Source organism: Cohnella silvisoli, from assembly GCF_021190915.1.
In the GTDB taxonomy this organism is placed as follows: Bacteria; Bacillota; Bacilli; order Paenibacillales; family Paenibacillaceae; genus Cohnella; species Cohnella silvisoli.
The window spans coordinates 14,004-36,026 of record NZ_JAIOAP010000002.1; the positions used below are offsets into that span (position 1 = coordinate 14,004).

General features: G+C 47.8%; 17 protein-coding genes and 1 pseudogene. 9 read left to right on the plus strand and 9 right to left on the minus strand.

Annotated elements, in window-relative coordinates; translation table 11 throughout:
• Positions 1-31 precede the first annotated feature (31 nt).
• Complete coding sequence (locus tag K7P76_RS03685) at positions 32-2,335, minus strand: ATP-binding protein (RefSeq protein WP_232183451.1); 2,304 nt, start codon at positions 2,333-2,335, stop codon at positions 32-34.
• Positions 2,336-2,551: 216 nt separating this feature from the next.
• Between K7P76_RS03685 and desA the strand changes: the two genes are divergently transcribed.
• The 3 genes from desA to K7P76_RS03700 all read left to right on the plus strand — a co-directional run bounded on the left by desA (position 2,552) and on the right by K7P76_RS03700 (position 5,445).
• On the plus strand, positions 2,552-3,613 hold the full coding sequence (desA, locus tag K7P76_RS03690) for a Delta(5) desaturase DesA (RefSeq protein WP_232183452.1): 1,062 nt from the start codon (positions 2,552-2,554) through the stop codon (positions 3,611-3,613).
• Between the two features lie 96 nt (positions 3,614-3,709).
• The gene (locus K7P76_RS03695; protein WP_232183453.1) at positions 3,710-4,846 is read left to right on the plus strand and encodes a sensor histidine kinase; all 1,137 of its coding nucleotides are present in this window, start codon (positions 3,710-3,712) and stop codon (positions 4,844-4,846) included.
• Positions 4,843-5,445, plus strand: coding sequence for a response regulator transcription factor (locus K7P76_RS03700; protein ID WP_232183454.1), 603 nt, complete (start codon positions 4,843-4,845; stop codon positions 5,443-5,445). Before K7P76_RS03695 ends, K7P76_RS03700 begins: the two co-directional genes overlap by 4 nt.
• On the opposite strand, the gene K7P76_RS03705 is transcribed toward K7P76_RS03700, so the two are convergent.
• Positions 5,438-6,445, minus strand: a complete 1,008-nt coding sequence (locus K7P76_RS03705; protein WP_232183455.1) for a glucosaminidase domain-containing protein — start codon at positions 6,443-6,445, stop codon at positions 5,438-5,440. The genes K7P76_RS03700 and K7P76_RS03705 overlap by 8 nt on opposite strands.
• A gap of 450 nt (positions 6,446-6,895) precedes the next feature.
• Between K7P76_RS03705 and K7P76_RS03710 the strand changes: the two genes are divergently transcribed.
• A complete protein-coding gene (locus K7P76_RS03710; RefSeq protein WP_232183456.1) occupies positions 6,896-8,287 on the plus strand; it encodes a glycine--tRNA ligase in 1,392 nt (463 codons plus the stop codon).
• 100 nt (positions 8,288-8,387) lie between these two features.
• On the opposite strand, the pseudogene K7P76_RS03715 reads toward K7P76_RS03710, so the two are convergent.
• The 3 genes and pseudogenes from K7P76_RS03715 to K7P76_RS03725 form a co-directional block, all read right to left on the minus strand.
• Positions 8,388-8,913, minus strand: a pseudogene (locus K7P76_RS03715) (transposase); the annotation flags it as partial.
• Positions 8,914-9,398: 485 nt separating this feature from the next.
• Positions 9,399-11,099: a DUF4091 domain-containing protein gene (locus K7P76_RS03720; protein ID WP_232183457.1), complete on the minus strand. Its 1,701-nt coding sequence runs from the start codon at positions 11,097-11,099 to the stop codon at positions 9,399-9,401.
• A gap of 105 nt (positions 11,100-11,204) precedes the next feature.
• Positions 11,205-11,999, minus strand: a complete 795-nt coding sequence (locus tag K7P76_RS03725) for a helix-turn-helix domain-containing protein (protein ID WP_232183458.1) — start codon at positions 11,997-11,999, stop codon at positions 11,205-11,207.
• 205 nt (positions 12,000-12,204) lie between these two features.
• Between K7P76_RS03725 and K7P76_RS03730 the strand changes: the two genes are divergently transcribed.
• From K7P76_RS03730 to K7P76_RS03740, 3 genes are read left to right on the plus strand one after another with little or no spacing between them, the layout of a single operon-like run.
• Complete coding sequence (locus K7P76_RS03730; RefSeq protein ID WP_232183459.1) at positions 12,205-13,305, plus strand: endospore germination permease; 1,101 nt, start codon at positions 12,205-12,207, stop codon at positions 13,303-13,305.
• Complete coding sequence (locus K7P76_RS03735; protein ID WP_232183460.1) at positions 13,302-14,783, plus strand: spore germination protein; 1,482 nt, start codon at positions 13,302-13,304, stop codon at positions 14,781-14,783. Before K7P76_RS03730 ends, K7P76_RS03735 begins: the two co-directional genes overlap by 4 nt.
• Entirely contained in the window at positions 14,780-15,925 is a 1,146-nt protein-coding gene (locus K7P76_RS03740; protein ID WP_232183461.1) for a Ger(x)C family spore germination protein, read from the plus strand. The genes K7P76_RS03735 and K7P76_RS03740 overlap by 4 nt, the downstream gene beginning before the upstream one ends.
• A 54-nt stretch (positions 15,926-15,979) precedes the next feature.
• Here the strand turns inward: K7P76_RS03740 and K7P76_RS03745 are convergent, their stop codons facing one another.
• Positions 15,980-16,345 carry an ArsR/SmtB family transcription factor gene (locus K7P76_RS03745; RefSeq protein ID WP_232183462.1) on the minus strand — a complete coding sequence of 122 codons (366 nt, stop codon included), beginning with the start codon at positions 16,343-16,345 and terminating at the stop codon, positions 15,980-15,982.
• Positions 16,346-16,538: 193 nt separating this feature from the next.
• On the opposite strand from K7P76_RS03745, the gene K7P76_RS03750 reads away from it, so the two are divergent.
• Positions 16,539-18,512: a heavy metal translocating P-type ATPase gene (locus tag K7P76_RS03750; RefSeq protein WP_232183463.1), complete on the plus strand. Its 1,974-nt coding sequence runs from the start codon at positions 16,539-16,541 to the stop codon at positions 18,510-18,512.
• A gap of 149 nt (positions 18,513-18,661) precedes the next feature.
• A complete protein-coding gene (locus K7P76_RS03755; protein WP_232183464.1) occupies positions 18,662-19,309 on the plus strand; it encodes a metal-dependent hydrolase in 648 nt (215 codons plus the stop codon).
• Here the strand turns inward: K7P76_RS03755 and K7P76_RS03760 are convergent.
• From K7P76_RS03760 to K7P76_RS03770, 3 genes are read right to left on the minus strand one after another with little or no spacing between them, the layout of a single operon-like run.
• Complete coding sequence (locus K7P76_RS03760; protein WP_232183465.1) at positions 19,290-20,009, minus strand: ABC transporter ATP-binding protein; 720 nt, start codon at positions 20,007-20,009, stop codon at positions 19,290-19,292. The genes K7P76_RS03755 and K7P76_RS03760 overlap by 20 nt on opposite strands.
• Entirely contained in the window at positions 20,006-21,199 is a 1,194-nt protein-coding gene (gene cntE, locus K7P76_RS03765) for a staphylopine family metallophore export MFS transporter CntE (protein ID WP_232183466.1), read from the minus strand. The genes K7P76_RS03760 and cntE overlap by 4 nt, the downstream gene beginning before the upstream one ends.
• Before the next feature lie 13 nt (positions 21,200-21,212).
• A complete protein-coding gene (locus K7P76_RS03770) occupies positions 21,213-22,019 on the minus strand; it encodes an ABC transporter ATP-binding protein (RefSeq protein WP_232183467.1) in 807 nt (268 codons plus the stop codon).
• Positions 22,020-22,023: the final 4 nt, after the last annotated feature.

Here is a 22,023-nt window from a genome sequence, read left to right on the forward strand (position 1 = left end):
ACCTAGGATTTTCTCGATGACCAAGATGAACTCAATGTGAATCGAAGTACTTAGCAGCCAATAACCGTATTTCCACGCATGTCCCTTCCCCTAGCTTGCTGGTAATGTTCATCGTTCCCTTGTGGTTGGCAATGATGCGTTGGCTGACCATGAGACCGAGTCCGTTACCCGATTGTTTGTTCGAGAAGAACGGTTCGCCGAGCCGCGGCATATCCTCTTCGGAAATACCGTGACCTTGATCGATAATACGAACGACAACAATCTCCTCAGAGACCATATACTGTAGCTCAATCGTAATCGTTCCGCCTTCCGGCATCGCTTCGATACTGTTCTTGAGCACATTGATAAAGACCTGCTTAAGCTGGTTCGCTTCGCAAACGAGCAGCGGAATTTCGGGTCCAAACCGAGTTTCGAAGCAAATGTTAACGGAGTTAGCATGCAAATCGAGCAGCGCTATAATGTCATTCAACAATTTTCGAATGTCAGTTAGTTGGAAGTGAGTCAGCTGCGGTTTAGCTAATACGAGAAATTCGCTGACGATAAGATTAATTCGGTCGAGCTCGGATAACATGATATCGAGATAAGAAGCGGATAGCGCTCCTTGCTCCCTGCTTAATTGCACGAACCCTCTTATCGTCGTTAGCGGGTTCCGGATTTCGTGAGCAACGCCCGCTGCCAGCTGACCGACGACGGACAGCTTCTCGGAACGGCGGATAACCTCCTCGCTTTGTTTGCGCGCGGTAATATTCCGGGATATTTCGGCCACCGCCACGATCTCTCCTCTTTCATTGCGAATCGGAGATACCGTGATGCTGACGTCAATTGATTGGCCGTCTTTCTTGTATCGTACGGTCTCGTAATCGGCGACGGATTCTCCGAGCCGGATGCGCTCACGGATAGCCATGTATTCGTTCTGCAACTCCTCCGGGATGTGATGAAGCAACTTGTGCAATACTTCCTCTTCGCTCCATCCGTACATTTTCTCGAACGCTTTATTCACTTGTACGATGAACCCCTGCATATCCGTGACGTGAATCGCGTCGGAAGTATGATTAACGAATGATTCCAAGTATTCCTTCGTGCTTCTAAGCTCTTCGGCCGATATTTGAAGTTTGGTCATATACGTCTGCAAGTTATGTGCCATCGTATTAACGCGTTCCGATAATAATCCGAGTTCGTCTTTGCTGCGGATAACGATTTTGCTGCCGAATTTCCCGTCGGCAATCTCATTAACGTTATTCAGAATATGGCGCAGCGGGCGGATCAAGAAACCAGCTATGAAATAACTCGCCAGCCATGCCATGACAATAAGCCCGATGGCAATGGATATATGGATGATTAACTGATGATTCAAGATGCGCTCGATTACCCCATAGTTGAAGCTCACGCTAATCACATAGGGTGTTTCTTTATTCGAAGGCGTCATTTGGCTTAGCGGAATAAAGCTTTTGATCACCTTTTTGCCATTCAGCGTTTTGGTAATCGTCTGTATCTCACCGGTTCGGGCGGTAAGTTGAACGTTGGCGACGTCGTTCTTCCCATCCTTAAACGTATAATCGCCAAATAGAACGTCGCGTACGTCCAAGTTTTGAACGACTTTGCCCTTTTTTATTTTAATGATCGGCGGCTTGCCGAAAAACTTCGGATCGAACCCGGTAATCTCTACGATGTCCACATTGTCTTTCATTAAGTTGCGGATGAGCGCATTCGTCCCGATATTGTTCTCGAAGTCCAACAACACCTGCGCATTAATATAAGGATTGATTATATAGTCGGTTGTCCCATCATAATAATAGCCCCATTTGTACACCTTCGTGGGATCGGATGTAGCAATCTGGAAAGGACCCGACCAGAAATTGTCGCGCTTCTGGCCTTGAGGAATGGTGACTTTATATTGGTCGAACAATTGGTTCAAAGCCGTATACCAGTAATCCCACGTCTTCGAACTGATATTGATCTCGTTTGGATCGGAAGATCTAACGGCGACAATATCGTTTGCGGTTCTCTTCCATAACGAAATGTGGTTTACCCCGAGCTTACGGCTTAAGAGAACGAGTTGTTCGTTTCGAACGCGATCAATATGGGGATCGAGTTCATTCTGAGCGTCGATGGCAACGGCTCGCAGCTTCTCCCCGATCGTATCTTCGATGAATTTCTTGGATTTCTCGGCAGCATCCAGGCCGGTCCCGATTTGCTTCACGATGGTAATCATTTGCTGCTCGGCGTTCGTCTGAAGCTCGGATTTGGAGGAGATGTAGAAGATCGATATGTTAAGCGAAAGTAGGATCGTTACGATAAGAGAAATCAGCAGCGATAGCTTGGCTTTGATGGACACGAGATGGCCTCCGTAATCTGGATTGATCTCTATTCAATTAGACAGAATCCGACAAAACCCTCTCTGGGAGCTTGTATATATTTTTTCCATATGACATTTGTCATGTGGGATTGCTGACACTTATGACTAACGATAAACTCCTCTTCTTATTACAATGGATATAAGTTGCAATCCTGTAGACATTCCTGCAATTGCGCATAACTCGAGGAGGAAACTATGAATAATCCTAAACTATCCCAATTGAAAAAGAGCGTCGCTCCTTATGAGAAATCCAATACGAAATCGAGCGTAAGACAGCTTCTAAATACTTTTCCTCCGTTTTTCCTTCTATGGACAGCGGCTTACTTGAGCTTGTCCGTATCCTATTGGCTCACCCTTTTGTTTGCCGTTCTCGCTTCGGGCTTTGTCATCCGTATTTTCATCGTATTCCACGATTGCTGTCATCAATCTTTTTTCAAAAGCCGCAAAGCGAATGAAATTCTCGGAACCATTTCCGGAATCCTTACTTTATTCCCTTACCACCAATGGAAACACAGCCATTCCATCCACCATGCGTCAAGCAGCAACCTAGATAAACGCGGCATAGGCGATATGTGGCTGTTTACCGTAGATGAATACGTTGCCGCTTCCCCTATGAAACGTTTGGCTTACCGGCTCTATCGCAGTCCGTTCGTCATGTTCGGAATCGGCCCCATCGTAACTTTTCTTGTGCAATATCGCTTTAACGTCAAAGGCGCCAAACGTTCGGAACGGATTAATACTTGGGTAACCAACCTATCCCTTATTGCCTTGTATGGCTTGCTCTGTTGGGCGCTTGGCTGGCAAAATTTCGTTATGGTCCAAGCTCCCGTGTTCTGGGTTTCAGGTGCGCTCGGGATCTGGTTGTTCTATGTGCAGCACCAGTTCGAGGATTCTTACTTCGAGAACGAAGAAGATTGGAGTTACGTGAAAGCGGCTGTCGACGGCAGCTCTTATTACAAGCTTCCTAAAGTATTGCAATGGATTACCGGCAATATCGGATTTCATCATGTTCATCATCTAAGCCCAAGAGTGCCTAACTACCATCTGGAAGAAGCCCATAACGCGGTTCCTCCCTTGCAGCACGCTACGACGATCACATTGGCCACAAGCATTAAATCCCTTCGTTACCGTCTATGGGATGAAGAGAACAAAACTTTCGTAAGCTTCAAGCAAATCAATCATCTTCTCGTTAAGCCTGGGTCCTTGCCTATTGTAGAACCGTTAAAGAAACCTATTCCTCGTTTAATGAAGGAGTAGCGTACAGCGCGTGCAACCCTAGTTATGCAACTTCCGTTTTCTTTTATGCTAAAATAGGGATAAAACCAACCTGTACCCCAACGAGGAGCGCCATAGATGTTCAAGAAGGTGCAAATTTTTCCCAAAAGCTCAGGAATAAGTCCTTATGTGTGGCTGATGTTCTGCATTTTGCCGTTCTACTTCATATTCCGTTCTTCATCCGATATCGAGATCGTTACCGGCATACTCTTGATCATACTGTTCTTCTTCTGCTACCGGCTCACCTTGAACGCTAAAGGTTGGCCGGTTTATGTCGGAATAAGCATTCAAATCGCGATATCCATCGCGATGACGCTGCTATTCAGCTATGCTTACTTCGCCTTCTTCCTTGCTTTCTTTATCGGGAACATACAGAACAAAGCCGGATTTATTACTTTGTACACCGTTCATATCGTCACAAGCTTCGTCACCGTTAATTTAGGCTTTATTTTGCAGGACAAATTTTTTATTACGCAAACCCCGTTTATCTTGATCAGTCTGATTGCGGTTATTTTGCTCCCGCTTGGCAGCTATAACCGGAATAAACAAGGCGAGCTGCAAGAACAGCTTAAAGACGCCAACATTCGAATCGCCGAGCTGGTGAAGCTGGAAGAACGTCAGCGCATCGCCCGCGACTTGCACGATACGCTAGGCCAGAAGCTTTCTCTTATCGGTCTTAAGAGTGATCTCGCCAGCAAGCTTATCGTCAAAAATCCGGATCGAGCCCGGTCCGAGATCAAAGACGTGCAGCAAACTGCCAGAACCGCCTTAAAGGAAGTTCGTCTTCTCGTCTCTCGGATGCGGGGAGCAAGACTCGAAGACGAAATCGCGAGCGCAAGTCAAATATTGAAAGCCGCTCAAATTAAGTTTAACGTAGAAGGAAACGAGACGTTGCCCAGCATCACCCTCCTGTCCGAGAGCGTGCTTAGCATGTGCCTGAAGGAGGCGGTAACTAACGTTGTCAAACACAGCGGAGCGACTGCCTGCTCCCTCGTTCTCGAACAAACGCAAACCGAAGTGGTCATGAAAGTACATGACAACGGAAAGGGCGGCGCGGATGCACTGAACTTCAAGCAAGGGCACGGGCTGCAGGGCATGAAAGAACGACTCGAATTCGTCAACGGAACGCTGGAGATATCGATGTCTGAAGGAACTACCTTGATCACAAGAATCCCCCAAATCATTAAACGTCCGGACAAGGAGGATAATGTATGATTCGAATCGTAATTGCGGAAGATCAAAGAATGTTGCTTGGCGCTCTCGGATCTTTGCTTGATTTGGAAGACGATATGGAAGTTGTCGGCAAAGCCTCGGACGGCGAGAAAGCCATTGAGCTCGTATGTCTTCATAAACCCGACATTTGCATCATGGACATTGAAATGCCGGTAAAGACCGGCCTTGAAGCCGCCGAAGAATTGAAGGATCATCCTTGCAAAGTGATTATTCTGACGACCTTCGCCCGTGCCGGGTATTTCGAACGTGCGATCAAAGCCGGGGTAAGCGGCTATCTGCTCAAAGATAGTCCGAGCGATGAGCTTGCCAGCACGATACGCAGCGTTCTTGCCGGAAAGCGCATATATGCTACGGAATTGGTCGATGAAGCTTACAGCAGCACCGATAACCCGTTAACCGATCGCGAGAAGGAAGTGCTGGAGCTCATCGCCGACGGGAAAAACACGAAAGAAATCGCTTCTGAGCTTTACCTGACGACCGGCACAATCCGTAATTATATCTCGATCATCCTGGACAAGCTAAACGTGAGTAACCGTGTAGAAGCCATTAAGCGGTTTAACGAAAAAGGCTGGTTCAAATAACGTTTAGTTTCCCATAATCCTTCTTCATAATATTTTTAACCAAGCCGGACCATTTGGAATTAGCCGGACAGTATTTCGTGGCGATTTTCTCTACGGTCGTATACCCTTTGCCAACATAGTTCTTGGATAGGAGTTGTCCGAATTTTCGGACGCTGTCCCCTTTCGTTTCGAAGCTAAAGGCTTTGTTATTCTTGTCTCCGCTTGTCGCGTTAAGGCCAAAAAGATTGTTTTTGCTCCTCGCAAGCCTGCTGCTGCCGTTGCCGCTCTCCAGCTTCATGACGGCGATCGTGAAGAAGGCATTGATGCCATACTTCTCTTCCACGTCCAGAATGGTTTCCTCCAGCCCATGACCCGCTAGAGCCGTCCCGTCAAAGATGAGGGCAATATCCTCTTCCGATAAACCGGAATCCGTTCCTACCGCTGACGTAGGCTTATCGGGATCTCCGTTATCTTGTACCTCTCCCGAATTCCCGCTTTCATTTGGAATAACTTGATTTTTTTCTGGTGTTTGATCGGTAATCTCGGCTTGTTGCGCATTTACGCCGACTGCCTTGGCATACATTCCATGCACGTATCCCCCGCCTTTGATTTTCAGCCAACCGTTTTCCGTAGTACCGACAATATCAAGCAAGGTTCCTTTCTTAACGACATTAAGTATTTTCGATTTCCCATAAGCATTCGCCCGTAGGTTGAGGTAGAAGGCAGTCACTTCATATGTAGTTGATGATGGTCCAGTCTTAATTTCCTGCAGTTCTGCTGACTGCTGCTCTGTGTCCTGTTCCTTCACAGTAGTTTCGATAAGACTTTGCGACTTCTCGGTCTTATTTTCTGGAGGGATTTGAGGAGTGTTTATCGGTGAAAATAGGTATAGCGGTAAGGGGAATTTAGACGTCGTGTCTGCGGAATAAGTGATCGGGGATTGAAATTTCATGCCCAACGTAAAGAGCAAAGCCGCGCCTAGCGCATAAACGAACAAATGCTGAATGATTTTCCTACGCATGACTACACCTCTTTCTTGGTATGGTGAAGGCTATTCGCAGTAATATAGGTTAGATTGTACATATATGCGGATGAAAAGCTTGTCATTCTTTCAGTGAATAAAAAATGTTAATTTGTCGATCTTGGACAGAATAAGCGTTTGAATGTCTCTTGACTCGGAAAAATAGCTTTGTTACCATGAAAAGGAAAACCAAAGGCAATGACGGATAAAAGTATATGGAATGGTTTGATTCAGCGATCGGGGACAGTGTAAGCCCGGGCAAACCGCCATGGAAAAGGCAATCCTGAGCCGTTAAACAATAAGGTGGGCATAAATAGGATTATGCCAACTGGGGTGGAACCGCGGGAGTTAAGCTCTCGTCCCCAGGCAAGCCATTGGCTTGCCTGGGGACGAGAGCTTTTTATTTTCCCGGGCATTGCTAAATCACATTCCAAGAGGAGTAGATGAGCGATGAGTAAGGTTACCATGGAGCAAATTGTTAGTATCGCGAAGCAGAGGGGATTTGTTTTCGGGGGCTCGGAAATATACGGCGGCCTAGCGAACACATGGGATTATGGTCCGCTTGGCGTTGAGCTCAAGAACAATGTAAAACGTGTTTGGTGGAAAAGTTTTATCCAACAGTCGCCTTATAATGTCGGTCTCGATGCAGCCATTCTGATGAATCCTAAAGCGTGGGTCGCTTCGGGGCATGTAGGCAATTTTAACGATCCTATGGTGGATTGCAGATCGTGCAAATCCCGTCACCGCGCGGATAAAATAATCGAGAATGCACTCGCCGATAAGGACATTGAGAGGGTCGTTGACGGATTATCGTTTGATCAGATGATGGATCTTATTCGTGAACACCATATTGTTTGTCCGGATTGCGGAGCTTTCGACTATACGGAAATTCGTCAGTTCAATCTCATGTTTAAGACGCACCAAGGGGTAACCGTCTCGAATTCAAATGAAATCTACCTTCGCCCTGAAACGGCGCAAGGTATTTTCGTCAACTTCAAGAACGTTCAGCGTACGATGCGCAAAAAACTGCCCTTCGGCATCGGACAGATCGGCAAAAGCTTCAGAAATGAAATTACTCCGGGGAACTTCACGTTTCGTACGCGTGAATTCGAGCAAATGGAGCTTGAATTTTTCTGTAAACCGGGCGAAGACATGAAGTGGTTTACGTATTGGCGCAACTATTGCCATGAATGGCTGATCAGCCTCGGTATGAACAGTGAATCTATACGACTCAGAGATCATTCTGACGATGAACTGTCTCATTACAGCAATGCAACAACGGATATTGAATATAAATTCCCGTTCGGCTGGGGAGAATTATGGGGCATTGCGGATAGGACGGATTATGATCTCAAGCAGCATATGGAGCATTCTGGCGAAGACTTCAACTATTTAGATTCAGAAACGAATGAACGATATATTCCATACTGTATCGAGCCCTCATTGGGAGCGGATCGGGTTACGCTCGCATTCCTAATCGATGCCTATGAGGAACAGGAACTTGAAGGCGGAGACATACGTAACGTTTTTCATTTCCATCCTACTCTGGCACCATTTAAGGCAGCAGTATTTCCGCTTTCTAAGAAACTTTCAGAAGGTGCTCAAACCATCTTTAATGATTTATCTCGACATTTTATGGTCGATTATGACGACACAGGATCAATTGGCAAACGTTACCGTCGTCATGATGAAATAGGTACTCCCTTCTGTATCACGTATGACTTCGAATCCGAAACGGATGGTCAGGTTACGGTACGCAACAGGGATACAATGGAGCAGCAACGCATGAAGATCAGCGAGTTAAGTAGATTCCTGAATGAACAGTTGGGGATCAATAGTTAAAACACAAAGCAGCTGTCTACAAAAGTAGCTAAGTTCACTTATGGTATAGCTCACTTTCATCAAAAACATGCTCCTAACGCAAAAGTGTTGGTTTAGGGAGTTATTCCTGTACCAACACTTTTCGATTTTGGTCAATTGCTGCTTTTTTGAGCAGATTATGGGCAAGCGAAAGCCACCTGACCTCTAAGCTTACCTTTGGCAAGCCGCGAAGCAGAAAGCGCAAGAATCCCCGGGAATTCTTTATTTGTCCAAATACACTTTACTTTTACTTCTCTATTTCCTTCTGCTTTTGTACAGGAAGGCTTTAATGGACACCCTTCACAGCTCGTACTGTGATAATGGTGATACTCAATCTCGTAGCCGCTTTCGTTCTTCTCTTTGCTTTTACGGTAAAAGGCTAGCTTCTGTCCAGCCTTACATGTCCAGGTATCTTCATCCGTATTGTAATCCCAATTGTCTATTTTACTGATATCCCTTTGCCAAGACTTTGATTTTTCTTTGTGGTAGGTGCCGTACTTTACCAGCGCCTCGACTTTTTCGTCCTCTAGGTAAGCGTAGTTTTCTTCCCCGCCATAGCCCGCGTTGGCAATGATGGTGCCTGGTAGTTTGCCAAGATCTGACTTTAGTTAACATCTTTGGATGGTAGCTGTCTCGGCCACCACCGGGGTATGCTTAAGCGAAGATTTTGTCGTCCAGTCGATTTACAGCAACATTGACGACTCGAACGAGGTGGTTTTTCTGGGACATCCTCTTCTAAATCCATTGGCAGGTAAAGTTGGTCCTGGTATATTGAATGTACAAAGAAATCGCTCCTTTAGAATGGTTGGGTGGTACCTCCATTTACCAAAAAGCGGTTTCCTTTTGTGATTTTATGGGCTTATTATTCTTACTTTAATCGATAAAGAAAAGAGGGGATGTATCTCCTGTAGGAGCGACAGCGTTTGCCTTTGGAATCGTGAAATCTCCTTGTTACGAGTTTACCAATTCAGATTTCACGATTCCAACAGCAACCGGAAGGAGATACATCCCCGCAAAAACCATAATCGATAGAAACAATAAAGAAGCTGCCCATATGTCACTTATGGGACAGCCCCTTCTTACAATCATCCCTTTATAACGTGGAGGATCTCATAGCTTCCACAATCGCCCGGTTGATTCTTTCCCTCGTCCCAAGCACCCAACTCGCCTCGATCGGGTAGTCTTTGAAGGTCAATGTACTTTCGAGATCCTGTTCCAGCAGTTTCAAGGTTTCGTCTCTGCCCACATATGACTCCAGCAGTTCCAAGGCTCGCAGGTCTTGAAGCGCCTCCCGGAATACTTCCCAACGGATCGAGTCGACCGGCCCTTCGGGACCGGGGTAGACGGCAAAAGCGTCACCCGACGGAAAGGCGTGGACGGCATCGGTGACCAAGTAAGGATCGATCGGCCTGATCGAATGCTGCGAGTACCAGAAGTTATAACCCCAGTGCAGAAATCCCTGGATCTTGAATTTGTACAGTTGGGTAGCCAGCACCCGATTACGCGCCGATGGCATGCTGAAGAAGCGGTTAGAGACGTCCTGGTGCTGCCCGCAGCAATAATACGTCCATAATGGCTCGACGCCCTCTTCCAAGAAGTGATCGATGTGATCGTTGGACGGAATCGGAATTGGCACGAGTCCATGTTCGTAGAAGGCATAATCGGATAACGCCTCGATAAATTGAAAGTCGCTCAGATGCTGCTTTAATATACCGCTAGCCTGCCGATAGGACTCCAAATGATCCATGGACGGTTCATCCGAAACGTGGAAATAACTGATTTTCTCCAATCCGTGCTTATGGATAAACTGCACGAGTTCGGGAAGGAATTGATCGAGAAACCGCCGGTACGATTCGGAGCCCGCATCCGTTTCCCATCCGAAAATTCGCTTCTCCCCGTCACTGGTCCGGGCTACGATTTTCGGCGCATGCTTCGCTCCCCACTGCGTGAACAGATGGGAGAATTCGAAATATTGAATCCCGGTATCCCGGCACATCCCGATCCATCGTTCCAGCAGGCTGAAATCGAACCTATAGCTATCCTCCCTCGTCTGTTCCACACCGATAAGCTGAACTGTCGGCCGTTCCCCGCCGATCTCGGTATCCAGAGGCGGTGTAAAAAGAGGCGTAAGAAGCATATTGACGCCATGATCTACCGCGTTCCGTACATATCGCTGAATAATTTGCCAATGCTCCTCGCTAAATACCGGGACCCGATACTGCGTTGCCAGACAATCGCTGTGGAACCATTCCGTATGAAGCAGCTTCTGCTCCGGAAGCTCTGCTGGGAGAACCTCTAAAATAAACCGTTCGCCGCCCAACCGATTGCCGGCTTCGTCCGTAAAGAACAGATTTATAGGATAGATGATGCTTTCTTTTTCTCCGGTCGGCGTACCGGAGTCGGTTTCCGGTGCGGGCGGCAACGAGACGGTTGCCCAGACCGAGCGCCACTGGTGAGCAACCGATGGCAGCGCGTACTGCGTCGGGTACAGCGGATCGGGAAACAAGCCCGGCGTCGTGCGTAAATACCGGGAATCCGGATTCTCGTAAGCGGGCATCTCCGATGGCGAGAGCCCCACCGTACGAATCGTTATGAAAGGTTCGAGCGAAGATTCGGTTTCGACTTGCATTTTCGGAATTCGGGAAGAGGAGCGGTAAGCGACTTGAAAAGAAAATACTTCTTTCCACAGCGCCGTTCCCGCAAGTATGGGTTCGTCCGGTAAAATGGCGTCCGGGAACACTTTGGACAATGAGCTTAAACAGCGAGTTTCAAATGTATGATTAGACAGTGTCATGACGAATTCTCCTTTATCCGGTTATATCCATCTCATCATAACCGGAGAAGACGGGCTAGTCTTTAGCCAAAAACCATCAACATTTACGCAAAAAGCAACTCCCGATTACCGAGAATGGTCGATCCTCTGCTGCTTTCTCCACTCGGACGGCGTAAACCGTTCCTGCTTCTTGAACCATGCCGAGAACGAGTGCTGCTGCGAGAAACCGATCGCCATCGCGATGGTATGCATATCTTTATCCGTGGAACTAAGCAACCACTTGGCTTCGGAAAGTCGGCACCTATGATGAAACTCTTTGGGCGTCATCCCATAGATGCGATAGAATCGCTTGCGCAACCCTTCTTCCGACAACCCAGCAAGCGTGGCCATATCCGCAATATGTACGCCCGAAGTCAGATGTTCGCGCAAATAGTCGGCAACAAGATGGATAGACAACGCCTGTTGGTCGTTCCTCGAGTTTTCGATTAGGTATAACAGCAACACCTGGATCCAAGCCAGATGGGTTCGCCCCGGTTCCTTCAAGGGCGTGGAGAAAACACGGAGCCATTGTCGGAATAGCTGCTCAAACTGCTCCTTATCCATTGGAGACAACGCGATAACTGTCGGTGAATGACCTTGCAGAAGCGAATAAAAAAGAGAACGCAAATCAAGGGGGATATGATTCATGAGCAACACGCCGAATCTTATGGCGGTAACGGCGTGAAAGGAATGCGGAACGCCGGGAGGGATGAGGACGGCTTGCCCTGCCTCCATCGGGTAGTCGGATTCCGGGCAACGGAACATTCCCCGTCCTTCCAGAACGACGGAAAGCTCAAGTGCTTCGTGCTGATAGAACCCGTCGTCTTCCCAGTCCTTGTCATGCGTGCCGATGAAACTCCGGATATGTATAGGATTATGCATAATGCGACTCCGCACCTCTTAGCCCAATTGATGGAGTTCTTGATTTCCACGCGAATCGTCAAGAAATCGCTCTTTTTTAATTATACTGTTTTTCGATAGATTGGCGAAAGCTAACCTTACCTGCTTCCAAGGAATACATAAAAATGAAAAATATGCGCATCTTATTGTCGTTACAAACTTTACCAACTGCACAGGTGGTCATGAATTGACGGAATCGAGCGGTAAAATCAGCGTCTTGCAAGCCTGTATGATTCTCTTATTGATGAACGGCTTAACTAACCATGTCATTGTCAATCCGATGCTTCTCGACGCGTCCGGGAGAGATGCGTGGATATCCGTAATAGGCGCTGGCATTATTTTCATACCCTGGTGCCTCCTCCTGTTTGTTTTCATGAAAAAATCGCAGCAACAGAAATTACAGCCTTGGCTCGCGGAGCATACCCATCCCGCAATCTCGTGGCTTCTCACCATTCCCCTATGCGTTCAGCTTTATCTCATCGGCGGAATGACCATCGTTCATACCGCGACTTGGACGATCTCGAACTATTTGCCCGCGACACCCAAGCTGGTTCTGGTCATAACGCTATCAATCCTATGCGCGCTATGCGCAAGCTGGGGCATTCGTGCGATCGCAATCACGTCGGGAATATTGCTTCCCATCGTAATGCTTCTTGGCATATTTGCAAGCGTATCGAATTATTCCGAGAAAAACCTTCACCTGCTTAAGCCCTTTATCGAGTATGGATGGAATCCCGTCTTTACCGGGATGATCTATGCAGGCGGAGGTTTCGTGGAACTTATCGTACTGATCGCGATGCAGCACCGGCTGCAATCGAAGATTCGCGCCTGGCCATTGATCATCTATGGTTTGATTTCGATTTACATCATGTTAGGGCCGCTTATTGGGGCCATTACGGAATTCGGCCCCTATGAAGCGGCCAAACAGATGGTGTCCCCTTACGAGCAATGGCGTTTGGTCAAATTAGGTTCTTACGTCGAGCACCTCGACTTTTTTTCCGTCTATCAATGGCTGGCAGGCGCGAGTATTCGAATAAGCTTGTCCATATTTCTGTTAATTGAATTATTACCCTTAAGCGAAACGCGCTTAAGAAACCGATTTATTATGATGATTACGGTTAGCTATATTCTGTTGTCTATGCTGCCCATTAACGAGTACTCCTTCTATTCATGGATGTATCGTTTGTATTTCCCGGTTTCTCTTGCCGTAGCCTTTGCTGTGTCGGTCGCGTGGGTGTTCATATCTTTGTTTGCCAAGCCGTCCAAAGGGGGGAAGAGTATTACATGACAAAGCGCGAACACTCCAACGAAGGGAGTTGGAACGAGTCCAAATTACGCAGCTTATTCCCCAACTCCGCTGACGTGCAAATTCAGTCTTGCCGATTCGATGAACATCGTACTTCCGAAGTTATTCTGATGTATGGCGAAGGCTTATGCGACACATCCCAGATCGGCAAAGTCGTACTCCCCGAGCTCAGCGAGCTTTACAGGAGCAAAGGATCCATCGAGTGGCAATCGGGAATTCTATCCGGAACGTTGCCTTTGATACCGATTGCTAACACAGACTCTGCCGAAAAGATTGCGGAATATGTGTTTCAAGGAGATCTCATGCTTCTGTTTACCGAAACAGGACGCTTATTCAAGATGAATATATGCAACCGGCCGCAACGGACTCCGCAAGATTCCAGTACGGAAATCTCCATTAAAGGTCCAAGAGACGGTTTCACCGAGGACATCGTTACGAATGTGGCCTTAATTCGCAAACGGATTCGCAGCTCAAGCTTATGCTACGAGACGTTCACGCTAGGAACGAGGACAAAAACGAGAATCGGATTGCTGTACGTTCAGGACATCCTATCGCCGACAATTCTCAAAGAGGTTCAAACCCGGTTAAACCATATCGATGTCGATGGCATCTATAGCATCAACCAGCTTGAAGAAATGCTCGCTGACTCCAAATATCCGATTCTTCCCTTGTTTGCCGTAACCGGAAGGCCGGACTACGTGGTGTCCAGCTTATTAGCCGGAAGATTCGTCCTTATCATGGATGGAATACCGATGGTGCTCGTCGGGCCGGCAACGTTATCTTTGCTAATGAAATCGCCCGAGGATATCCACTTTAATTACCTCTATATTTCCTTCGCGCGCATCATTCGTAACGTAAGCTTGTTTCTCTCCATTACGTTGCCCGGTTTCTGGGTTTCTCTTACAGCGTTCCACCAGGACCAGATCCCATTCCGAATGATGGCCACAATAGCAGGCGCGCGCCTCGGCCTTCCTCTTTCCGCGCAGATGGAAATGTTCATCCTGTTAATGTTGCTCGAAATTTTCCGAGAAGCCGGAGTTCGCCTCCCCAGCTCCATAGGTCAAACCTTAACCGTCGTCGGAGGACTGATTATCGGAGACGCTTCGATACGGGCGGGACTGGTGTCTCCTTCCGTAGTAGTCGTAGGCGCAATTACTGCCGTAACGTCAGTCACATTAGTGAATCAATCACTCAGCACCGTCCTAAGCGTTATACGTCTCGGAATCTTTCTCGCTGCCTGCTTCATTGGAATGTTTGGCGTCATTATAGGGTTAATCCTGTTCTTGGCTTACCTGTCCAGGCTTCAATCGTTCGGAGTTCCGTATCTGGCTCCCTTATCCCCGCTTCATCTTAAGGACATAGCCAAATCTTACTTAAGGCTGCCTTGGAGCAAAATGAGAAATAAACCGGAAATCCTCAAGCCTACCGATCCCGACCATCAAGGGGAAAACGCGGAATGAGGAAGCTAAAGCTTATCGTCGTTGGCTTATTCGCGAGCTTCGCCCTGTCCGGCTGCTGGAACGCCAAGGATATTCAGAATTTGGCATACGTGACTGCGATCGGACTGGATTACGTCAATGGACAATATATCACTTACGTTCAGATTCTTAATTTTGCGAACGTGGGCAAGACGGAGAATATGGAAATCGGCAAGATTATCCCGATATGGATTGGCAAAGGGGAAGGAAAGACGATCAGTCAATCGATTACTTCCATCTACTCCACTTCGCAAATGCGCCTCTTCTGGGGCCACGTTAAAGCGATCGTTTGCACGGAAAATATACTTAAAAGAGGAGTCGATGAAGCCTTTGACGCATTAAATCGGTACCGGGAAATCCGCTACAATGTTCTGATCTACGGGACGAGAGAAAACCTGTCCGATATTTTTACGCAGAAATCGATCTTTAACTTATCTCCGCTGGATACGATCATGTTCACTCCCGAACAGATTTACTTACAGCGCTCCTCTATCCTTCCGATTAACGGCAACCTGCTTGCCGCGAAATTGAACGAGCCTGGGGAACCTGCCATGCTTCCTTCTCTGTCCATTAATAAGACGGTTTGGAAGGAAGACATCAAAAACAAGCCGATGCTCCAAATAAACGGGGCTTATTTTTTCACGGAAACAAAAATGACCGCATGGCTATCGGAAGAAGACCTCGCGGGTGCTAGATGGACACAACCGGAATTAAAGCGCTCCCTAATCAATGTCCCCGCGGATGGGACTCCGCAAGCCTCTTTGGTTCTGATTAAACCGCATTATAAAGTAAAATTGGACGTACGAAACGGGGAAGTTCGATATGATGTCCATTTGAAGATCAGCGCTAACTTAGATGAGTTGTTAAAAGATATTCCCATAAAATCGCTCGAGGAGAAGGCTGAGAAAGTCGTCAGGGATCAGATCGTGAGCAGCTACGTTAAAGGACTTGAGAAGAAAGTGGATGTACTCAAATTAGATGAAATACTGTATCGCGATCATCCTAAGATTTGGCATAAGATGCATCGTTCCCAATCTTTTACTTTAATAAGGGAAAGTCTCAGACGGGTCGATGTTAAGATCAATCTAGTCAATACCGGTAAATACAAAGCGAGAAAGGATTAAATGATGCATAATAAAACCCGCGACTGAGCGGGCTCTTGTTCGTTTAATACCGTTTCAGGCGTGTTTAAGATGCTGCAATGTGAGCAAAAATATTTCTTCAATGTGGGAATCATCCAACGAGTAAAATACGGTTTTGCCTGATTTGCGGCGTTTGACGATTCGCATGTTGCGCAAGTATCTGAGCTGATGGGATATGGCCGATTGCCCCATGCCAAGCAATACGGACAGATCATGGACGCATAATTCCTGCTGCAGCATCGCGCTAATGAGTTTAACCCTTGTCGGATCGCTTAAGGCCTTGAACAGCTCGGCTAAATCCGCAGCGGACGACTCGTCCACCATTTTTTGTTTGACCATGGATAGGTTGACATCGGACCCCACGCATAAGTCGTCGCATATTTCCACAGCTTGCTCTTCCATCCGCCATCACCTTTCAACTTGACCTATCGATACCTGTCATTATAACAAAGGTGAAGTCCCTTCGAAAATGGTTAAGCTAAACCCGCAAATTCACAAAAATAATATATGAATGATTGTTCATATGTTATTGACAATAATCTTGCAACGGAATAATATATGAGCAAGTATTCATTTGTTTATTAGGAGCGAGCATATGGAAAATATCAGCCATGAATCTAAACAAAACCATAATCACAAGGATCAAGATCACTGCTGTCACGATAACAGCACGCATCACTCTAACGGACATGAACATGAAGGTCATTCCCATGAACAAGGAAACAAGAAGATGATCGGCATTCTCGTCGTTTCCGCTTTGATCTATGGAACGGCGATGATTATGGATGGCCGGATAGCTGATTCAATTGTAATTATCCTTTACCTTATGGCAACGGCATTAAGCGGTTACTCCACTTTCCTTCGAGGCATCCGAAATTTATTCAAGCTTAAATTCAACATCGACACCTTAATGACGATTGCGCTAGTCGGCGCGATATCGATCGGGGAATGGAAAGAAGCGACTTTAGTAGCTATCCTGTTCGGTTTGAACGAGCTGCTTGAAGGTCTTGGAATGGAGAAAGCAAAGCGTTCAATGGAGACGCTCTTGAAGATCGCGCCGAAAGAAGCGACCAAAGTGGACGATATTGGCCAAGAAATCGTCGTTCCGATCGCAAGCTTGCAAATCGGAGATAGGGTAATCGTCAAACCAGGGGAGCAGATCCCTTCCGACGGCATAGTCGTATCCGGCAGAAGCTCGGTTAACGAAGCAGCCATAACCGGTGAATCGCTTCCTGTCGAGAAAAAAGAAGGGGAATCCGTGTTAGGCGGAAGCCTCAATAACGACGGCTTGCTGCATATCCGAATCGACAAAGCTTACAAGAATTCGTCTTTGGCCAAAATTCTGCATTTGGTCCAAGAAGCTCAAGCGACGAAGACGCCAACCGAGCTTTTCATTAACAAATTCGCTAAGTATTATACGCCGTTCATTATGGCTGTTGCGGGGCTTGTCATTTTAATTCCTCCACTGTTATTGCAAGGAAGTTGGAATGAATGGTTGTATCAAGGTCTTGCCGTACTTATCGTCGGTTGCCCATGCGCATTGATTCTCTCCTCGCCTATCGCAATCGTGGCTGGAATTACAAGGAGCGCTCGAAACGGCATTCTGATCAAAGGCGGAGCTTACTTAGAGCTGCTTGGCAAGATCGACACTCTCGCCTTTGATAAAACCGGTACGCTAACTAAGGGCGAGCCTCATGTGGAGCAAACGATCGTCTATGACGAGCAACGATTGTATGCCGTTGCCGGCGCTATCGAGAAATCATCTACGCACCCGCTAGCTAAAGCCATCATGAAAGAAATTTCGCGAATTGGGGCTTCTATCAAAGATGCGGATGACGTTAAAGCTATATCTGGACGAGGAATTGTTGCCACGGTCGAAGGTATTAAATATTGGGTAGGCAATGAGCAAAGCATGTCCCATCTTACCCTCTCCGACCCCGTCCTCTCCGCCATTAATGAACTAAAAGATGCCGGACTTACTCTCGTGCTTGTTGCGGATGAGAAAGAAGTGCTCGGAATGTTCGGCATAACGGATGAAATCCGCGCAGAGAGCAAAGCGGTTATCGCCGAGCTTCATCGTACCGGGATCCGTCACACCGTTATGCTGACCGGTGATCATCGGCTTACGGCCGAGAAGGTCGCCAAGGCAGTCGGCGTTAGCGATTATTACGGCGGTTTGCTGCCGGAAGACAAGGTCGCCAAAATCAAAGAGCTGGCCAAGCAAGGCGTCGTAGGCATGATCGGCGACGGAATCAACGACGCTCCCGCGCTCGCCTCCGCGCAGCTTGGGATCGCGATGGGCAAAGGAACGGACAGCGCCATAGAAACCGCGGACATCGTGCTCATGCAGGACCATTTAGGCAAGCTGCCTTCTGCCGTTAAGGTCGCGCGGCAAGTAAATCGTATCATCCGGTTTAACATCGGAGTTGCAATGGGGCTGAAGCTGCTCGCCCTTCTTCTCACAATTCCCGGATGGTTAACTTTATGGGTCGCCATTCTGTCCGACATGGGTGCAACGATTTTCGTTACCTTGGTCAGCCTAACGATCCTGATACAGAAGAAGCCTTAAAAATAAGCCATCGGAACGAATGAGTTAATATCGTTCCGATGGCTTTATTTTTTAGGCTTCTGGTAGGATGTTTGCGTCAACCGATCCCTGTATAATAGCCAAGCAAACATATGTTTGCCTATTCAACTACACAGTCAGCGGAGGGAATTATGAAAGGATCAACTCATCTTGCTATCGGCGGCGTCATTGGAGCGGCTGCTTGCTTGTATTACCCCTTTCAATGGGAGAATGCACTTATGTATGTATCTGTCGCAGGGGTTTCCGCATTAAGCGCCGACTTGGACGGTCAGAACCTGCTAAGCGGTAAATTGAGCAAGTTGTCCCATTGGCTGCGAGAGCTTGCGATATGGACAGGTCTTCTGACCATTGCATTCGTTGCTTATATGTATTTTGCTCAGGAGAAGCTCTACCCCGTTATCACGGCAATCGCCGTTGCGCTTTCCTTGCTTGGGTTCGTTACTAAAGAAGGCACCATTCGCAACGTCCTCGTAAGCCTGATCGGTTGCGTCCTGCTCTATAGCGGTTGGACCTCGAAGCAAAATTGGCTTATGGGATTCGGATTGTTCGTCGTTTGGGTTCCTTGGTTGGATCATCGCGGGATGACGCATACCGTATGGGCTCTCTTCTTGTGGGGAGCAATCGGCATGGGACTGGAGAAACAACTTGGAATCGACGGAATTACGATCGTATCGGTCGCCGGTTATGCTTCCCACCTGCTTGCGGACACTTTAACCCCGAACGGCGTCAAGTGGCTTTATCCTCTCTATAAGAAGTCCATTAAGATTCCTTTAGCATAAGCTCCAATTTCCCCTTGTCCATGATGGCAACCCGATCGGAAAGCACGTTAACTGCCAAGAGGTCATGAGATATAAAAAGATAAGAAAGACCGTACTTTTCCTTAAGCTCCTTCAGATGATAGAGGATTTGCTTCTGCACGATCATATCCAGGCTGCTGACCGGCTCGTCTAGAACGATTAATTTCGGCTTCAATGCGATTGCCCTGGCGATGTTGACGCGTTGAAGCTGTCCTCCGGACATCTGTTGCGGATGTTTGTGCATATCATCGGTTACGAGTCCAACGGTTTCAAGCAATCCGGCAACGACTCGTCTTTCTTCTTGCGCAGACAAGCGTTCGAAGTTGCGAAGAGGCTCCCCGATAATCTGCAGCACCGACATACGCGGATTAACCGCAGAATAACTATCTTGAAAAACAACCTGCAAATCGCGTCGCAGCCGCTTTCTCTCCCGTCGGGTCGCGCGATACAGATCGACTCCGTTAAAGCTTATTCTTCCGCTGTCGGGAGGCAATAATCCGAGCACGATTCGGCCCAAAGTACTTTTCCCTGCCCCGCTCTCGCCGAGGATGCCCATGCACATTCCCGGTTCCACGACGAAAGAAACCCCGGATAACGCCGCTTCCTCCTCTTTTCTTTTCGCGCGAAACCAATGAGAGGACGTATAAGTTTTCGTGACATGGTCCACGATCAACAAACTCATGACGCCACCGTCTTTCGTCCGCGATAAAGGAGAGTTAGCAACCATGTCGCCCCGCCGATAGCCGCCGCGGTTCCTAACATGGCCGGATAAGAAAATCGATCCGCAACCCAGCCCATGATGAACGCTCCCGACGAGGTGCCAAGATCCGCCGCAGCGATGAACCAACCGATAGAATACCCTCTCACGCTCTCGGGTACGACAAAAGAAACATACGTCATAAGTGTTGGATACAACAAGGAAAGCGCCAGTCCGTTAAACACCGCGGATGTTAGCAATACGGGCGTGGAAAGCGATAAGGTTAGCAGCAAAGGCGATAACGCGAAGCAAGCGATCAGAATTACGAGCAGCCATTTCGGGAAAGTCCCCGACGAAGGAATATGTTTGCGCCCGAAAAACCGGATGAAGATCAGCACGGCGGTTTCGGTCAGAAAATAGAGCGGTGCCGAGTGCATTCCTTGGCTATCCAAGTACAGCGGCAAAAACGTAGGCGCAACGCTAAACACAATCGAAGCCAGCAGCATGATGATAGATGGAATGAATATCGCTTGAAGGGACCTCTTCTTAATGCCGTTTTGCGAGGAGGCCTCATTCGATTGTTGCTTTGCAGGCGATTGGTTTTTTATTTTCTGGTACAGCCGGCTCCCGAACAGAATATTGCATAAACCGAATACCGCGAACATCAGCAGCATTTGGGTCATAGATACTTGATCTTTCATAGTTAGAACAAGCGCAGGCACGAATGTATACGGGAGCATCGAGGCAAGGGACAACAAGGATAGCCCCTGCCCTCTTGCCTTGTCGGTTAATAGATCCATGATCAGCAGGTGCACGGTCATCGAGAAGAACGCCATAATGGCGCCTTGCAGCGCTCTCATCGCCGCGAACGCCCATAGATTCTCGAGGGTATAAGAAGCCAGGACAACCGCATTCAAGACAAGCGCGATCATGAAGATGTTTCTTGGTCCGAAGCGATCGACGACCGAGCCGGCAACCGGTCGAAGGAACATGGATACGAACATATAGGATCCCATGATGATCCCGATTTCCGAACGCTCCGCCCCTAACTCCTGAGAGAAAAAGGGCAGCGCGATGATAAGCATATGGTTAGTGCCGTAGAAGACAAGGGCAACCGCATACAGCCATATCGCTTTGTTCGAGAAAGGGTTTTCTTTGAAGGAAGCATTCAACAAAGTTATTCTACTCCTATTCCTTGCTGCTATTAGCCACAAGTCTGGCGTCTAGCAGCAGCTTCGTATATTCGTGCTTCGGCATGGAGAACAATTGCTCGGCAGGCGCGATCTCTACGATCTGCCCGTCCTTCATAACCGCCACGTCATCGGCGAGTTCTCCGATAACATCAAGATCGTGGGAGACAAGCAGGATAGCTGTTTTCCCTTCCCTTTTGACTGTTCTTAACGCCTCGATCACATTGCTCTTGTTCCCGGGATCGAGTGCGGTTGTCGGCTCGTCGGCGATTAAGAGGGACGGATTCATCGCGAGCGACAGAGCGATCATGACGCGTTGAAGCATGCCGCCGCTGAGCTCGAACGGATATTGTCCGAGCACCTTCTCCGGATCGTGCAACGCCATTTGCTTCAGGCATTCGATCGCTCGTTGATTCGCTTGTTGGCGAGATATAGATTGGTGCGCCCGCAAAGTTTCCGTGAATTGTTTGCCGATCGTAAGCACCGGATTAAAGGCGGTCATCGGATTTTGCAAGATCAACGCGATCTCCCGACCTCGTATTCGAGTGAGCTGGCGCTGCGACAGCTTCGATAGAGGCTGCCCTTTCAAGCTAATGCTGCCTTTCGTTATCCGGGCCGATGGATGCAGCAGCCCCAGGATGGCTAAACAGGTCATCGATTTGCCGCAACCGCTCTCACCGACGATGCCGAGCACTTTGCCCGACTGTATGCGAAACGATACATTGCGTACGGCTTGCACCTGTTCCCTGTCCGCATGAATATTAACGTGCAATTCGTTGACGTCTAGCACTATGCTATCGTTCATAATG